The organism is Photobacterium sanctipauli (genome assembly GCF_003026495.1).
Taxonomy (GTDB): domain Bacteria; phylum Pseudomonadota; class Gammaproteobacteria; order Enterobacterales; family Vibrionaceae; genus Photobacterium; species Photobacterium sanctipauli.
Genome location: NZ_PYMA01000009.1, coordinates 75,372 through 89,269, shown reverse-complemented (window position 1 = coordinate 89,269; position 13,898 = coordinate 75,372). Strand labels below are relative to the sequence as shown.

Sequence of the window (13,898 nt, the reverse complement as noted above, 5' to 3'; positions counted from 1 at the left end):
ATGGAATACAAAATCTTAACCGTAGGTAACCCAAATAGCGGTAAAACGACATTATTCAACGGTTTAACTGGTGCCAAGCAACAAGTCGGTAACTGGGCTGGTGTAACGGTAGAAAAGAAAACAGGCCGCTACGAATGTGCTGGTGATAACTTCGCGCTAACCGACTTGCCGGGCATCTATAGCCTGGATAGCGCCAATGACGAAAACAGCCTTGATGAGGCGATTGCTTCGCGTGCGATTCTGACCACGCCTGCCGATGTGATCATTAATGTGGTTGATGCCTCTTGCTTGGAACGTAGTTTGTACATGACGCTACAATTGCGCGAGCTAGGCCGTCCGATGGTGGTTGTGCTGAACAAAATGGATGTGCTCGAGCGCCAACGTCAGGTACTAGATGTTAAGCAGCTTGAAAAAGCACTGGGTTGCCCGGTGATGAGCTTGTCTGCAAATAACATGAAGCAAGTGGCTGAGTTCAAAACCAAGTTGCATAAAATGCTGGCGCAAGGTATTGCGACAAATGAACTGAAACTGGATTACGGCCAGGCTTTTGAGCAGGCAATCGCTGAGCTTGAACCGCTGTTTGCTGATGAGCAGTTGAAGCCGCGTGCGCAAGCTATCCGTGTTCTTGAGAACGACACTCTTATTCTCAACACTTTATCTGAAGAACATAAAAACCTGTCGTGTAACACCCGCAACAAGCTTCAGGTAGATATCGACCCTGATATTCAGGTGGCCGATACCCGTTACAGCTACTTGTATAACCTATGCCAGAAGGTTCGTCGCCAAGAAGGCAAGCTAAGTCGTAGCTTGAGCGACAAGATTGATCAGGTACTGCTGCACCGTGCATTTGGTATCCCGTTCTTCTTTGTTGTCATGTACCTGATGTTCATGTTCTCCATTAATATCGGTAGCTCGTTCATCGACTTCTTCGATATTGGCGTGGGCGCATTGCTGGTGGATGGCGGCCATTACCTGCTTGATGACCACCTGCCGGTTTGGTTGGTAACTGTGATTGCCGACGGGATCGGTGGCGGTGTCCAAACCGTGGCCACCTTTATTCCGGTGATCGCCTGCCTTTACTTGTTCCTTGCGGTGCTTGAAAGCTCGGGCTACATGGCGCGTGCGGCATTTGTACTTGATAAGGTGATGCAGAAAGTGGGTCTGCCGGGCAAGGCATTTGTGCCGTTGGTACTTGGCTTTGGCTGTAACGTACCGTCAATTATGGCAACCCGTACCCTTGAGCAAGAGCGCGAGCGTAAGCTAGCTGCTGCTATGGCGCCGTTTATGTCTTGTGGCGCACGTTTGCCAGTTTATGCATTGTTCGCCGCTGCTTTCTTCCCTGAGAATGGCCAGAACGTAGTTTTTGCGCTTTACCTGCTGGGTATTGCCGCCGCAGTGCTAACCGGTTTGGCGCTTCGCCATACTATCTACCCAGGTAGCAGCGACAGCTTCATCATGGAAATGCCAGATTATGAGCTACCAACGATGCGCAACGTGGGTATCAAGACGTGGCAGAAGCTGAAGAAATTTGTGCTGGGTGCCGGTAAGACCATCGTCGTGGTTGTGGCCGTATTGAGCTTCTTTAATTCAATGGGTACAGACGGTTCGTTTGGTAACGAAGATACCGAGAAATCGCTTCTGTCTCAGGCTGCACAAGTGGTGACACCAGTATTGGCACCAATTGGTATTCAAGAAGACAACTGGCCTGCAACGGTGGGTATCATGACGGGTATCTTCGCCAAAGAGGCCGTTGTCGGTACGCTGAATAACCTTTATGCCCCTGCGGGTGAAGAGGAAGGGGCAGAATTTGACTTGATGGCAAGTTTGCAAGAAGCGGTAGAAAGTATTCCTGCTAACCTTGCCGGCCTGAGCTACTCGGATCCGCTAGGTATCGATGTGGGTGAACTGAGCGATAGCGCCGCTGTTGCTGAAGACCAAGAAGTAGATGCATCTATCTTCGGGAATATTCAGGCACATTTCGTAAGCTCGGCGGCAGCAATGGCATACTTGATCTTCATCTTGCTATACACACCATGTGCGGCGGCAATGGGTGCCTACGTGCGTGAATTTGGCCAGAAGTTCTCGTTGTTCATTGCGGGCTGGACTATGCTGCTCGCTTATACCGGTGCAACGTATTACTACCAGATCGCCCACTTTGCAGATCATCCAGCCTCGAGCATGATGTGGATTGCGCTATTTACCGCAATCAATGCGGGACTGTTCATTGTCTTTAAACGTCAAGGCCAGAAGCAGGCACAGGAATTGGTGACAGCATGATCCTTCAGCAGCTAAAGCAGTATATTGAACAACAGCAAAGGGTGAGTCGTAAGTCGTTAGCCCTGCACTTCGGCCTGTCGGAGGATGGTGTAGAAGCCATGCTGGACGTATGGATCCGCAAGGGTAAGGTGGGCAAGGAGCTGGTTGGCTGCGAAAGTGATGGTTGCTGCCAGAGCGCAAAAGATATTTGGTACCGTTGTTTGCAAAGCAACGAGCTGGCGGTCACGGTGATCCGCGGCTAAGTTCAGTGTGCCAATAAAGAGATAACAGGCAACCCTCGGGTTGCCTTTTCTTTATCCGTCAGCCTTAAGCGTCTGTCGGGGTGAAGCCGTCGAGTTGGCCTAATTCGGCACGTAGCTCTTCCACCAACGCTTGCTGCACCTCATCGCTGCGCTGAGTACCGTTGGTGTTTCCCCAAATAGGACCCGGCCAGGCCACATCATCTTTAAATCGCGCGATATGGTGAACATGGAGTTGAGGGACGAGGTTGCCCAATGCGCCGACGTTGATCTTATCGGCTTGGTAATCTTCTTCCAGTAAGCGGGCCACTGCGCTGGATTCGCGCATAAGCTGGAATTGTTCATCTTCCGGAAGGTGGTGAATTTCTGTCAGTGCAGGTTTGCGCGGTACCAGGATCAGCCAAGGGCCGAGCGCTTCTTTTGACAGGAGTACTTGGCACAGGGGAAAGTTACCTAGCACGCTGGTATCTGCTGCTAATCTCGAATGGAGTGTAAATTGCATTGGGATATTCCTTAAATGTATTGTGCAGCTCACATGCTGACGCTTTACCACATCACTCAACTGAATGAGTAGGTTAGGATAACGACAAGGAACCACGCTGTCATCAGTAAGATAGTGTGAAAAATTAGCAGTAGCAATGACTTACCGGTAATTTGTCGTTATCGGCAGAGCGCATAGACATGCTTTATCATTACAGTATGAGGGTGGGGAGCGAATTATGGTGGCTGAATATCAAGAAGTGCTGGATTTTTGGTTCGGGGAGTTACAAGAAGAAGTAACCGCAACCGATCGCAATGCCCTATGGTTTAAAGGCGGGCAGGATACCGATCAGATGATAGCCGAACGTTTCCAAGCGTTGGTTTCGCAAGCGGGGTTAGGGCAGCTTAGCCATTGGACCAATGAGCCGAGAGGGACACTGGCCCTGATCATCTTGTTGGATCAGTTTACCCGCAATATTTATCGCGGCTTGAGTGCTGCCTTCCGCTATGACTCCCTGGCATTGGCGATTTGTAAGCGTGGCTTGGCACAAAATCAAGATACCCACCTTAGCCCAATTGAGCGGGTCTTCTTTTATTTGCCACTGGAGCATTCGGAGGCGATAGAAGATCAGGAAGAGTGTGTTTTCCGTTTTGACCATTTGCGCCAGTCGGTGTCGCCAGCCCACTCCATGGTTTTTGAAGGCTTCTACCAATATGCAGTAAGCCACCATGAAGTGGTGAAGCGCTTTGGCCGCTTCCCGCACCGTAATTCGGTCTATGGTCGCTTATCGACCCAAGAAGAGTTGGCTTGGCTGCAAAGCGGTGGCCAGCGCTTCGGCCAGTAACACTGGATAGATAAGAGAAAGGGGCTAAACCAATCCGTTCAGTATCGAAACGTGATTGGTTTAGCCCCTTTATGCATTTCTATTTTACGGCTTCAACGAAAAGCCGTGACGGCTAGCCATTCAAAGGCAGTACACGGTTTCTTCCCAGTTGCTTGGCTTGGTTCAGGTAGTGATCCGCTTGTTCGATAACTTGTCGGCTGCTTTCGTTGTTGAGGTGGCTGGCGGCACCGAATGAGGCCGTGATTGAATTAATGCGCTCGCCGGAGCGCTTGTCGAGCACAGAAATGCGCTCGATCGCCTTGCGCATGGTTTCGGCTTGCTGGCGCGCTGACGATAGCGATTTGTACGGCAGCAAAACGGCAAACTCTTCCCCGCCATAGCGGTAGGCTTTGGCGTAATCTTGGCAGCAGGCAACCAAACGGCGCGCCACGGCCTTTAATACCTGATCGCCCAGCAAATGGCTGAAGTTATCGTTGAACTCTTTGAAGTGGTCGATATCCAGCATGATCAGGCTAAACGGGATCTGGCTTTGCTGATAGCTTTCGATATCGCGGTCAAAAGCGCGACGGTTGCTGATACCGGTTAGGGCATCTTCGTTGACCAGCTGCTGGCTCTTGTTCAGCGCTTCTCGTAAGGTGGCAATTTCTTCTTGGGCGTTATTGAGCTGGCCTTTGAATGAACCTGTCGATTGGCGAATCTTTTTCGACTCTTGGATCAGCTCTTTTACCAGCTTCATGGTTTCTTCGATCGACAGCCCTTCTTTGTTCAACCCTTCAAGCTTGCCAAATGTGCTTTCAAGCACATCGTGGAAGTTGTTCGTGTCAGACAGGGTTTCAGCCATACTGTGGGAAAGCTCTTGTGCCATCGCCGTCAGGCTGAGCTTGAGCTGGTTGATGTCTTTGTCTGTTTCGCTGGCTAGGTGCTCTTGGTAGAGGTCATCACATAAGGTTGGGGTGCAATGGCCAAGCTCTTTGATACCTTGATCTAGCGCGACATTGAGCTGTGGCATCTGTTGCGAGGTGTAGGTATACCAAAGTGCGTAGTTGGTTGGGGTAGTCGGCACCTTGTGCTTAATCATCAACGGTACGGCTTTTTTTAGCGTGGCTGTTGATTCCGAAAAGCTGTCATTACTCATAAACGCATTCCATCATGTGTTAGCCAATCGGGCTAACTAGTTTCGCTAATGTTGTACCAACCATGTTTGACGTTATTTTTGGGGTTGGTATCTATCCCTTAAATTCATTTATCTTATTGGGATAAAGTGATGTAGCGACCTCATCTTGAAGTCAGGGTGGATAATCTTATGGAGATTACAAAATGCGTGTACATCATTAATCGATACTGACACGGAATATATGTAACACACTATCCTAACTACAATTTTATTCTATAAAAATGTCTTTGGAAAATAAAAAAAGCCTTCTGAGAATATCCCAGAAGGCTTTAGAGTATTTATTGTTTAGTCATAAACTAAAGCAATATATATGCGAATGTTGATTACATACGCTCTAACGTTTCGATACCTAGTAGATCCAAACCTTGCTTAATTGTGTTTGCAGTAAGTAGCGCCAATTTCAGACGGCTCTGCTTCACTGCTTCTTCAGCGTTTAGGATTGGGCACGCTTCGTAGAAGCTTGAGAACTTACCTGCAAGTTCGAATAGGTAAGTACACATTAGGTGCGGTTGGCCTTCACGCGCAACACCTTGTACCGCTTCTTCAAACTGAAGTAGGGTAGAAAGCAGTGCTTGCTCTTTCTCGTCAGTGATAGTTACTGGGTGAGTAAGCTCGGCTGCGTCAACGCCTGCGCGCTTGAAGATTGAAGCTACACGGGTGTAGGCGTACTGCATGTATGGTGCAGTGTTGCCCTCAAACGCTAGCATGTTGTCCCAGTCGAAGATGTAGTCAGTTGTACGGTGCTTAGAAAGATCCGCGTACTTCACTGCAGCCATTGCCACTGTGTTGGCAATTTTTGCTTTTTCTTCAGCGTCAAGCTCTGGGTTCTTTTCTTCGATTAGCTTAGCTGCACGTACTTCTGCCTCATCAAGAAGATCAGCCAGACGAACCGTACCACCTGCTCGGGTCTTGAATGGGCGACCGTCTTTACCTAGCATCATGCCGAATGCGTGGTGCTCAAGGCTCACTTCTTCCGGTACATAGCCAGCTTTGCGAACGATAGTCCATGCCTGCATTAGGTGCTGGTGCTGACGCGAGTCGATGAAGTAAAGTACGCGATCAGCGCCTAGCTGCTCGTAACGGTACTTAGCACAGGCGATATCGGTTGTGGTGTATAGGAAGCCGCCGTCGCGCTTCTGGATGATCACACCCATAGGCTCGCCGTCTTTGTTTTTGTACTCGTCTAGGAACACAACTTGCGCGCCGTCATCTTCAACCGCTAGGCCTTTCTCTTTCAGGTCTGCAACGATTGGTGGCAGCATGTCGTTGTACATTGACTCACCCATTACGTTTTCACGGGTGAGTGATACGTTTAGGCGATCGTAGTTACGCTGGTTTTGGATCATCGTAACGTCAACCAGCTTCTTCCACATTTCAGCGCAGTACTCGTCACCGCTCTGCAGTTTAACTACGTAGTTACGTGCACGAACAGCAAACTCTTCGTCTTCGTCGTAAAGCTTCTTCGATTCACGGTAGAAGGCTTCAAGATCAGACAGCTCCATTGACACTTCGCCAGATTCGTTTTGAACACGCTCAAGGTTTGCGATAAGCATACCGAACTGCGTGCCCCAGTCACCGATGTGGTTAGCACGGATCACTTTGTGACCTAGGTGCTCAAGGGTACGCACAACAGCGTCACCGATGATGGTGGAACGTAGGTGACCAACGTGCATTTCTTTAGCTACGTTTGGTGCAGAGTAGTCAACAACGATGGTTTTCTGCTCTTCTTTAGCAACGCCTAGGCGCTCGTCGGCAAGGGCCTTGTCTGCCTGCTCGGCAAGCCAAGTTTTGCTTAGGAAGATGTTGATGAAGCCCGGACCTGCGATTTCCACTTTTTCAGCGATACCGTCTAGGTCTAGTTGCTCAATGACTTTTTGTGCGAACTCGCGTGGGTTGGTGCCAAGCTTCTTGGCTACGCCCATTACACCGTTAGCTTGGTAATCACCAAACTGTGCTTTCGCAGACTGACGAACCGCAGCCGGGCTACCCGCAGGCGCGCCCGCAGCTTCTAGCGCCTGGGAGACTTTGTCGTTAATTAGTGCTTGAATGTTCACACGCTTATCCTTCAAATCATTTGTAACGCCAACTCGGGTTGGCGAGGCAAAAACGTCACCGTATTCAAGAGCAAAAACCGTCAAAAATAATCACGTTCTCTGGTCTATAAAGATAGCACCAAAGGAGTTTTCATTGACGTGAGTATTTTTGACGGGGCCGCCTCAAAGAAGTTGAGCGGGGAACATCTTGAATACGCTGGTTGCATTGCCCTAATAATACCCACAAATTTAGGTGGTTTGGCAAGGTATAAAGGCGAATGTGAGCGATTTTTTTTTTGCATTCCTATGCGGATGAAAATTATGCACGAGTCGAGGCCCTACAAGGCTTGTGCTGGCGTAGTTCGTTCTTTTCTCAACCTGAAAACTATGGATAATTATGCGTTCGAAACAATGAGGCATTAAAGCGGAGAAAAAACATGCAGACACTCGAACAGAAAGGTTTGTTGCCAACCCAGATGCTGGCTCAGCTACCTGCATTCATGGCAAGAATAAAACAGCTGGCCTTGGAGCTTGGGGTGTCGCTTGATAACTACCAGGCTGATCATATTGCCCTACGGGTGAATGACTGGGCAACCGCCGAGCAACTGCACCAAGCCTGGTTGGCTTACGGTGAGGAGTGGTCGAATAATGAAATCAATGGCCGCCCAATTATTGTGATTGGCTTTCATACCCCGATTGAGGTTGACGGCTGGACCATAGAGGCATTGGAGCTACCCTATCCGGGTAACAAGCCTTACCCGCAAGAAGGGTGGGAGCATGTTGAATTTGTTATCCCGGCCAAAGCGGCGGATACCGATGCGCTGAAGGTGGTACTGGATAACACCTTTACGGCGCTAGCCAAGGGGTGGGACACATTGGCAGAGAAGGGGATTAAGGTGAAGGCAAGTAGCCCCTCGGGTGAGCATGAGCGTTTGCCGAACCCAACTTATGCCTTCAAGAAAGACGGTGTGTGTATCAAGTTGCACCCTTGCTCGCTGAAAGCGGTGATCGACAGTGAGCAGGCGTAGTGCCCTCGCGCGCGGTACTTTAAAATAAAAGATTGAAATTAAAACGTTTAAGATAAAAAAGCGAAAGGCTGCATGCCTTTCGCTTTTTGTTTGCATCCGATCTTTATTCGAGAGTTAGCTTGGCAAATGGCACTTACAAGATGACGGTGCGGTTGCCATAGACAAACACCCGATCATCGATAACCAGGCCAAGTGCCTTGCTTAATACTGACTTTTCAACATCACGGCCTGCTCGCGCCATGTCTGCCGCACTGAAGTTGTGATCAACCGGGATGACATTTTGAGTAATGATCGGGCCTTCATCAAGATCGTTGGTAACAAAGTGGGCAGTGGCACCGATGATTTTCACCCCGCGCTCAAAGGCCTGCTGGTATGGCTTTGCGCCGATAAACGCTGGCAGGAAGCTGTGGTGGATGTTAATAATTTTGCTCGGGTACTTGGCGACAAAGCTTGGGGTGAGGATGCGCATAAACTTCGCCAGCACGATGTAATCCGGTGAGTATTGGTCGATGGCATCTTGCAGTTTTGCCTCGTGCTCTTCGCGGCTTAGCCCTTCGTGGCAAACATGGTGGAAAGGAATATCGAACTTCTCGGCAAGGCTGCCCAAGTGGTCGTAGTTGCCGACAATCGCCGCGATATCAATGTCCAATGTGCCGTCAAAGGCCTTGACCAAAATGTCACCGAGGCAGTGCGCCTCTTTGGTAACCATGATCACCACGCGCTTGCGCTGCGAGCCGACGAGTCTGCGATGGCTACCTTCGGGCAGGGCGCGATCGAGGTCAAACAAGAAGGTTTCGTCATTGAAATACCCCTCAAGCTCGGTGCGCATAAAGAACTGGCTGTGGGAGTGATCCACAAACTCATTGTTGTGAACAATGTTGAGTTGGTGCTTGTAGCAAATGTTGGTTATTTTCGAAATCAGACCCATTGCATCGGGGCAATCGGTCAGCAGTGTTTTCTTTTCCATGCTTGTCCTTGCACTAAAATAAAGTAAATCCTTCCTTTTATTTACATCGGATTGTTTTCGGGGTCAAAGAAAAAACATAATGAATTAGTCATGGTCGTCGCTTTGGATAGTTGGCATAATGGGCGGCTGTTACTGTATAAATAACCAATACTCATAGTGCGATGATAGCGAAATTCTTTGCCTCAGGTGGTGCGCTGGATAAAGCCATTCCCGGCTTTCAGGCTAGGCAGCCCCAAATTGACATGGCCCAGGCCGTCGCTGATGCGATAAAAGCAGACGATCAGCTGGTGGTTGAAGCAGGGACGGGCACGGGTAAAACCTTCGCCTATCTGGTCCCGGCCTTGGTTAGCGGTAAGAAAACCATCATTTCTACCGGGTCTAAAAACCTGCAGGAACAGCTATTTCATCGCGATTTGCCGCTAATGACCGATGCCCTCGGTTTTACCGGTCTGGTTTCCTTGCTCAAGGGACGTTCGAATTACCTTTGCCTCGACCGTATGAGCCGCCAAATCACCGAAAGCCATGGTATTCATTCTGATCCTAAATTGCTAAGCCAACTGGTTCAGGTCCGCACTTGGTCATCTTCCACCAAAACCGGTGATCTGGGTGAATGTGATGCGATTGCCGAAGACAGTCCGGTGATCCCGATGATCACCTCAACCAACGACAACTGTATCGGCCGCGAGTGCCCGTCTTACGAGGAATGCTTCGTCGTGAAGGCGCGCCGCAAGGCGATGGAGTCAGATGTCGTGGTGGTAAACCACCACTTGTTCCTCGCGGACCTGGCGATTAAAGAGACCGGCTTTGGTGAATTGATCCCGGAGGCGGAAGTGTTCATCTTTGATGAAGCCCACCAGATGCCCGATATTGCCAGCCAGTATTTCGGCCAGAGCTTATCGAGCCGCCAGATCCAAGAATTAGCCAAAGATGTTGAAATTGGCTATCGCACCGAAGCCAAGGATATGCGCCAGTTGCAGAAAACGGCGGATCGCTTGTCGCAAGCTGCCGCCGATATGCGCATTGTACTTGGTGAGCCTGGTTTTCGCGGAAACTGGCGAGAGGTGATTACTAGCCCGGCGATCCAACGCGAGATCACCCGCCTGACCGATGCCTTGGATTTGACCCATGAGGTGCTTAAATTGGCCTTGGGGCGAAGCCAGCTGCTTGACACCGCCTTTGAACGAGCCACGTTGCTAAAGGAGCGGTTAAAGCGGGTTTGCGACACCTCGATCACCGGTTATTCCTACTGGTATGAGTGTACGCCTCGCCATTTTAGCCTGCATATCACCCCGTTGTCGGTTGCGGAAAAGTTCCACGAGCAGATTGAGCAACAGGGCGGCTCATGGATTTTCACGTCGGCAACACTGGCGGTGAATGACGACTTCAGCCACTTTAGCCAGCGGCTGGGTTTAACGCCCAAGCAGCAGTTTTCGCTGGAGAGCCCGTTTGACTATGAGCAGCAGGCATTGCTTTGCGTGCCGCGCTTTTTGCCCGAGCCTAATAGTGTCGGCATTGCTGATCGCTTGGTCGACATGCTCGCTCCGGTGATTGAAGCCAACAATGGTCGCTGTTTCTTCCTGTGTACTTCCCACCAGATGGTAAGGGATCTGGCGGAAGGGTTTCGCGCGAGGTTGGATTTACCTGTTCTGGTACAGGGGGAAACCACCAAGCAAAAGCTACTGGCAGAGTACTTGGAACGCGGAAATGCGCTGTTGGTGGCGACGGGGGCATTTTGGGAAGGGGTTGATGTTAGAGGACAGGCCCTAAGCTGTGTTATCATCGACAAATTACCCTTTACAGCACCGGATGATCCGTTGTTGAAAGCGCGAATCGAAGACTGCCGCCTAAGAGGCGGCGATCCATTTTCGCAAGTGCAAATTCCAGATGCTGTGATCACCCTGAAGCAGGGGGTCGGGCGCCTGATCCGAGACAAGAAGGACAAAGGCGTGTTGGTAATTTGCGATAACCGTTTGGTGACCCGCCCTTACGGCGCGGTATTTTTACGAAGTCTGCCGCCTATTCCGCGTACCCGAGACGTGGCGGGCGTTGGGCAATTTTTGTCTTCCGTGAATAATGCAGTAGCGCCTGCTGATCACGAAGAACAGCATTCAGAGGCTTGAATGAGCAACAAAATCCTTGCAGTCGATACTGCAACAGAAAACTGTTCCGTTGCCCTTATGGTGGGTGACGACATCATTTCATGCTGTGAGTATGCCCCACGCGAGCATACCACCAAGATCCTACCTATGGTTGATGCCGTGCTGGCAGAAGGTGGCGTAAGCCTCAACCAACTTGATGCGCTGGCCTTTGGCCGTGGCCCGGGCAGCTTTACCGGCGTGCGCATTGGTATTGGTATTGCTCAGGGACTGGCGTTTGGTGCTGATCTGCCGATGCTAGGCATTTCGACACTGGCGGCGATGGCGCAGGGGACATACCGTACCCACCAGGCCGAGCAAGTGTTGGCGGCGATTGATGCGCGCATGGGCGAAGTCTATTGGGGGCAGTACATCCGCCAGAGCAACGGCGACTGGCTGGTTAAGGACCGTGAAATCGTGGTTAAGCCTGACGTGTTGGTTGAGCAATTCCAAGCAGAAAATGGCACTTGGTTTACAGCTGGTACAGGTTGGGAAAGTTATCCTGAACTACTATCGCAGCTGCAAGCGGTGCAGGTACAAGGCTCTGTTTTGTATCCGGATTCAGCGGATATGGTTCACCTTGCCAAATTTGCACTAGCACGTGGTGAAGCCGTGGCAGCCGAAGAGGCTAGCCCTGTATATGTTCGCGATACCGTGACTTGGAAAAAGTTGCCTGGACGCGAATAAATCAGTGGAAAGGGGAAGGGCACAACCAGTGTCCTCGCCCTAACCGTATAATAAGTCATGTGCTATTCTCGTAATTAGCACAACGAACGAAGAAAAGAGGGCTAACTGGACAGTTCTATGGTTTCTATTCAGCGTTTACCCGTAACGATCCAGCCTCAACAGCCCAAGGCGAAACCCCATTCGCCGTCTTCGCCTACCTCTTCCAAACCCACAGCTGTCGCCCAAGCTGTTGCGAGTACTGTTCGCGACCCTGAGCTTATCGAAGATGCTCATTCCCGAATTCAATATGATCAGCCCGAAGGCAAGCACCGCGATGCCTTGGCTTCCTACATGGGTGTCATGCACCAACAGCGCAAGGATGAACTCTCTGCGATGGTGGGTGTCGACGTCTATGTGTGATCGTATTTGGTTTGATCGCATTTGAGTATATACCCTAGTTTGGGTGGATATTCGCCACTTACGTTGGAGTTTCTGATGTTTAGAACGCTATTTCTTGGGCTGGTTACTGCCTTTATGGTAGGCTGCGCCTCGCTTCCGCCGAGCTTACAAACCACGACTGATACACCCATTACCGATGTGGCCGTTATCGCTGCCGATCCTGAAAAGCAGGTTGGCAATGAAGTGTTGCTAGGCGGTGTGATTGCCGGGATCAACAATGAAGCGGCGCGAACCCGGTTGGAAATTGTTGCCCTGCCAATTGGCGGTGATGGCAAGCCTAAATTGAGTGCCAAGCCGCAGCATCGCTATGTGGCCTATGTCGATGGTTTTCTTGAGCCGCTTGAATATAACAAGGGCAAGTTGATCACCGTGGTGGGTCGGGTCTCGGGCCAAGAGCAAGGCAGCATTGGCGAGTATGAATACCAGTTTCCTGTCATCAAGGCATCGGGTAACCAGCTTTGGAAAGTGAAGCAGGAAATCTGGCTCGATGACTTTGATCGTTTCCATCACTGTATTGGCACGCGTTGTTCGATGAAGTCGATCGGCTATGGTCCAACCCGTGGTGAAGTATGGGAGCGGGTGACGCTATAAATGACCATAGACATGCAGCAAATCCGCTTCCAGCTATCGGAGCTCAATTTGGATGGCTTATGTTCGCTATCAATGCCGCAGCCTGTTAGTGCTGTGACGCCTATAGCAGAACTCCCTGCCGATAAGCCGATTTTACTCATGCTGCATGGCTGGCAAGACAATGCCGAGAGTTTTTCGCCGCTGTTCCCACTGCTAGCCGAGCACTTTCACTTGGTGGCTTTTGATTGGCCGGGACACGGTTGGTCAGATCCCCGAGCGTCAGGCAACTACTATCACTTTGTTGATTATGTTGACGACCTGCACCAGGTGGTAAGTTTATTGCCCAACCGGCCGCTGTTTATTCTTGGCCATTCGCTCGGGGCGTTGGTTTCGGTTTGCTACAGTGCTGCTTTTGGTGAGCGGGTGGCGGGGCTGGTCCTGATTGAGGGCTTGGCACCGTTACATGAAGCGGAATCGAAAGCGCCAGCGCGTTTGAGGCAGGGGTTGCTCAGTCGGCACCGTTACCGCGAGCGGGAAACACAACGCCAGCAACGCTCGATGGCATCCTTCGAGCAGGCATTGGCATTGCGTTGTAACGTGAACCAACTCACCCAAGAACAATTAACGCCGCTAGTGGCAAGAGCGACCTACCAGCAAGGTGGGCGTTGGTACTGGCGGCACGATAACCGGCTGCGTTGCGACTCCCTTTACCGGATGGCTGCAACCCATGCCTCGGCCATGGTTGGGTCGGTGGCTTGCCCGGTATTATCGATCATTGGTAGCCAAGGCTACCGCCAACTTAAGTCCGTGCAACTGGCATCGGCGGGTTGGCAAAATATTATTCAGCACGAGGTTCACGGGGGACACCATTGTCACCTGGAAAGCCCTTGTGATGTGGCTAAACAGATTCTGCTGTTTAGTTCACAAATTAACGAAATGACATAATTTGTCTGATGCTAACTATTTGTTAATTATGCTGTAATATACGGTGTGTGCATAATTTACCACCCCTCGGCATAGTCATG

Annotated in this window: 13 protein-coding genes; 9 read left to right on the top strand and 4 right to left on the bottom strand. The window is 50.6% G+C overall.

Translation table 11 applies throughout. The annotated features are described in order from the left end of the window. Both feoB and C9I98_RS14875 read left to right on the top strand, forming a co-directional pair. The gene (feoB, locus tag C9I98_RS14880; RefSeq protein WP_036830925.1) at window positions 1–2,277 is read left to right on the top strand and encodes a Fe(2+) transporter permease subunit FeoB; all 2,277 of its coding nucleotides are present in this window, start codon (window positions 1–3) and stop codon (window positions 2,275–2,277) included. After that, on the top strand, window positions 2,274–2,519 hold the full coding sequence (locus tag C9I98_RS14875; protein WP_036830918.1) for a FeoC-like transcriptional regulator: 246 nt from the start codon (window positions 2,274–2,276) through the stop codon (window positions 2,517–2,519). Before feoB ends, C9I98_RS14875 begins: the two co-directional genes overlap by 4 nt. Window positions 2,520–2,583: 64 nt before the next feature. Here C9I98_RS14875 and C9I98_RS14870 read toward each other — a convergent pair whose 3' ends face one another. Next, on the bottom strand, window positions 2,584–3,018 hold the full coding sequence (locus C9I98_RS14870) for an HIT domain-containing protein (protein WP_036830920.1): 435 nt from the start codon (window positions 3,016–3,018) through the stop codon (window positions 2,584–2,586). Window positions 3,019–3,235: 217 nt separating this feature from the next. Between C9I98_RS14870 and C9I98_RS14865 the strand changes: the two genes are divergently transcribed. After that, window positions 3,236–3,841: a DUF924 family protein gene (locus C9I98_RS14865; RefSeq protein ID WP_036830922.1), complete on the top strand. Its 606-nt coding sequence runs from the start codon at window positions 3,236–3,238 to the stop codon at window positions 3,839–3,841. Window positions 3,842–3,953: 112 nt separating this feature from the next. Here the strand turns inward: C9I98_RS14865 and C9I98_RS14860 are convergent, their stop codons facing one another. Further along, window positions 3,954–4,976, bottom strand: a complete 1,023-nt coding sequence (locus C9I98_RS14860; protein ID WP_036828408.1) for a GGDEF domain-containing protein — start codon at window positions 4,974–4,976, stop codon at window positions 3,954–3,956. Window positions 4,977–5,338: 362 nt separating this feature from the next. Then, window positions 5,339–7,069 carry an arginine--tRNA ligase gene (gene argS / locus C9I98_RS14855; RefSeq protein WP_036821255.1) on the bottom strand — a complete coding sequence of 577 codons (1,731 nt, stop codon included), beginning with the start codon at window positions 7,067–7,069 and terminating at the stop codon, window positions 5,339–5,341. Between the two features lie 416 nt (window positions 7,070–7,485). Here argS and C9I98_RS14845 point away from each other — a divergent pair, with 416 nt between their 5' ends. Then, window positions 7,486–8,076 (top strand): VOC family protein, encoded by a 591-nt coding sequence (locus C9I98_RS14845; protein WP_036821246.1) that lies wholly within the window; start codon window positions 7,486–7,488, stop codon window positions 8,074–8,076. Window positions 8,077–8,209: 133 nt separating this feature from the next. On the opposite strand, the gene purU is transcribed toward C9I98_RS14845, so the two are convergent. Further along, on the bottom strand, window positions 8,210–9,043 hold the full coding sequence (gene purU / locus C9I98_RS14840; RefSeq protein WP_036821243.1) for a formyltetrahydrofolate deformylase: 834 nt from the start codon (window positions 9,041–9,043) through the stop codon (window positions 8,210–8,212). A 161-nt stretch (window positions 9,044–9,204) separates the two neighbouring features. Here purU and yoaA point away from each other — a divergent pair, with 161 nt between their 5' ends. From yoaA to C9I98_RS14815, 5 genes are all read left to right on the top strand, one after another. Beyond that, complete coding sequence (gene yoaA / locus C9I98_RS14835; RefSeq protein ID WP_036821239.1) at window positions 9,205–11,163, top strand: DNA repair helicase YoaA; 1,959 nt, start codon at window positions 9,205–9,207, stop codon at window positions 11,161–11,163. Further along, complete coding sequence (tsaB, locus tag C9I98_RS14830; protein ID WP_036821236.1) at window positions 11,164–11,865, top strand: tRNA (adenosine(37)-N6)-threonylcarbamoyltransferase complex dimerization subunit type 1 TsaB; 702 nt, start codon at window positions 11,164–11,166, stop codon at window positions 11,863–11,865. A gap of 117 nt (window positions 11,866–11,982) precedes the next feature. Next, window positions 11,983–12,264 (top strand): hypothetical protein, encoded by a 282-nt coding sequence (locus C9I98_RS14825; protein WP_036821233.1) that lies wholly within the window; start codon window positions 11,983–11,985, stop codon window positions 12,262–12,264. A 75-nt stretch (window positions 12,265–12,339) separates the two neighbouring features. Next, window positions 12,340–12,894, top strand: a complete 555-nt coding sequence (locus tag C9I98_RS14820) for a Slp family lipoprotein (protein ID WP_036821230.1) — start codon at window positions 12,340–12,342, stop codon at window positions 12,892–12,894. After that, window positions 12,895–13,818 (top strand): alpha/beta hydrolase, encoded by a 924-nt coding sequence (locus tag C9I98_RS14815; protein WP_245907167.1) that lies wholly within the window; start codon window positions 12,895–12,897, stop codon window positions 13,816–13,818. Window positions 13,819–13,898: the final 80 nt, after the last annotated feature.

Coding starts and splice junctions, on each gene's coding strand:
- feoB (WP_036830925.1), top strand. CDS start 1: ATGGAATACAAAATCTTAACCGTAGGTAACCCAAATAGCGGTAAAACG.
- C9I98_RS14875 (WP_036830918.1), top strand. CDS start 2,274: ATGATCCTTCAGCAGCTAAAGCAGTATATTGAACAACAGCAAAGGGTG.
- C9I98_RS14870 (WP_036830920.1), bottom strand. CDS start 3,018: ATGCAATTTACACTCCATTCGAGATTAGCAGCAGATACCAGCGTGCTA.
- C9I98_RS14865 (WP_036830922.1), top strand. CDS start 3,236: ATGGTGGCTGAATATCAAGAAGTGCTGGATTTTTGGTTCGGGGAGTTA.
- C9I98_RS14860 (WP_036828408.1), bottom strand. CDS start 4,976: ATGAGTAATGACAGCTTTTCGGAATCAACAGCCACGCTAAAAAAAGCC.
- C9I98_RS14845 (WP_036821246.1), top strand. CDS start 7,486: ATGCAGACACTCGAACAGAAAGGTTTGTTGCCAACCCAGATGCTGGCT.
- purU (WP_036821243.1), bottom strand. CDS start 9,043: ATGGAAAAGAAAACACTGCTGACCGATTGCCCCGATGCAATGGGTCTG.
- yoaA (WP_036821239.1), top strand. CDS start 9,205: ATGATAGCGAAATTCTTTGCCTCAGGTGGTGCGCTGGATAAAGCCATT.
- tsaB (WP_036821236.1), top strand. CDS start 11,164: ATGAGCAACAAAATCCTTGCAGTCGATACTGCAACAGAAAACTGTTCC.
- C9I98_RS14825 (WP_036821233.1), top strand. CDS start 11,983: ATGGTTTCTATTCAGCGTTTACCCGTAACGATCCAGCCTCAACAGCCC.
- C9I98_RS14820 (WP_036821230.1), top strand. CDS start 12,340: ATGTTTAGAACGCTATTTCTTGGGCTGGTTACTGCCTTTATGGTAGGC.
- C9I98_RS14815 (WP_245907167.1), top strand. CDS start 12,895: ATGACCATAGACATGCAGCAAATCCGCTTCCAGCTATCGGAGCTCAAT.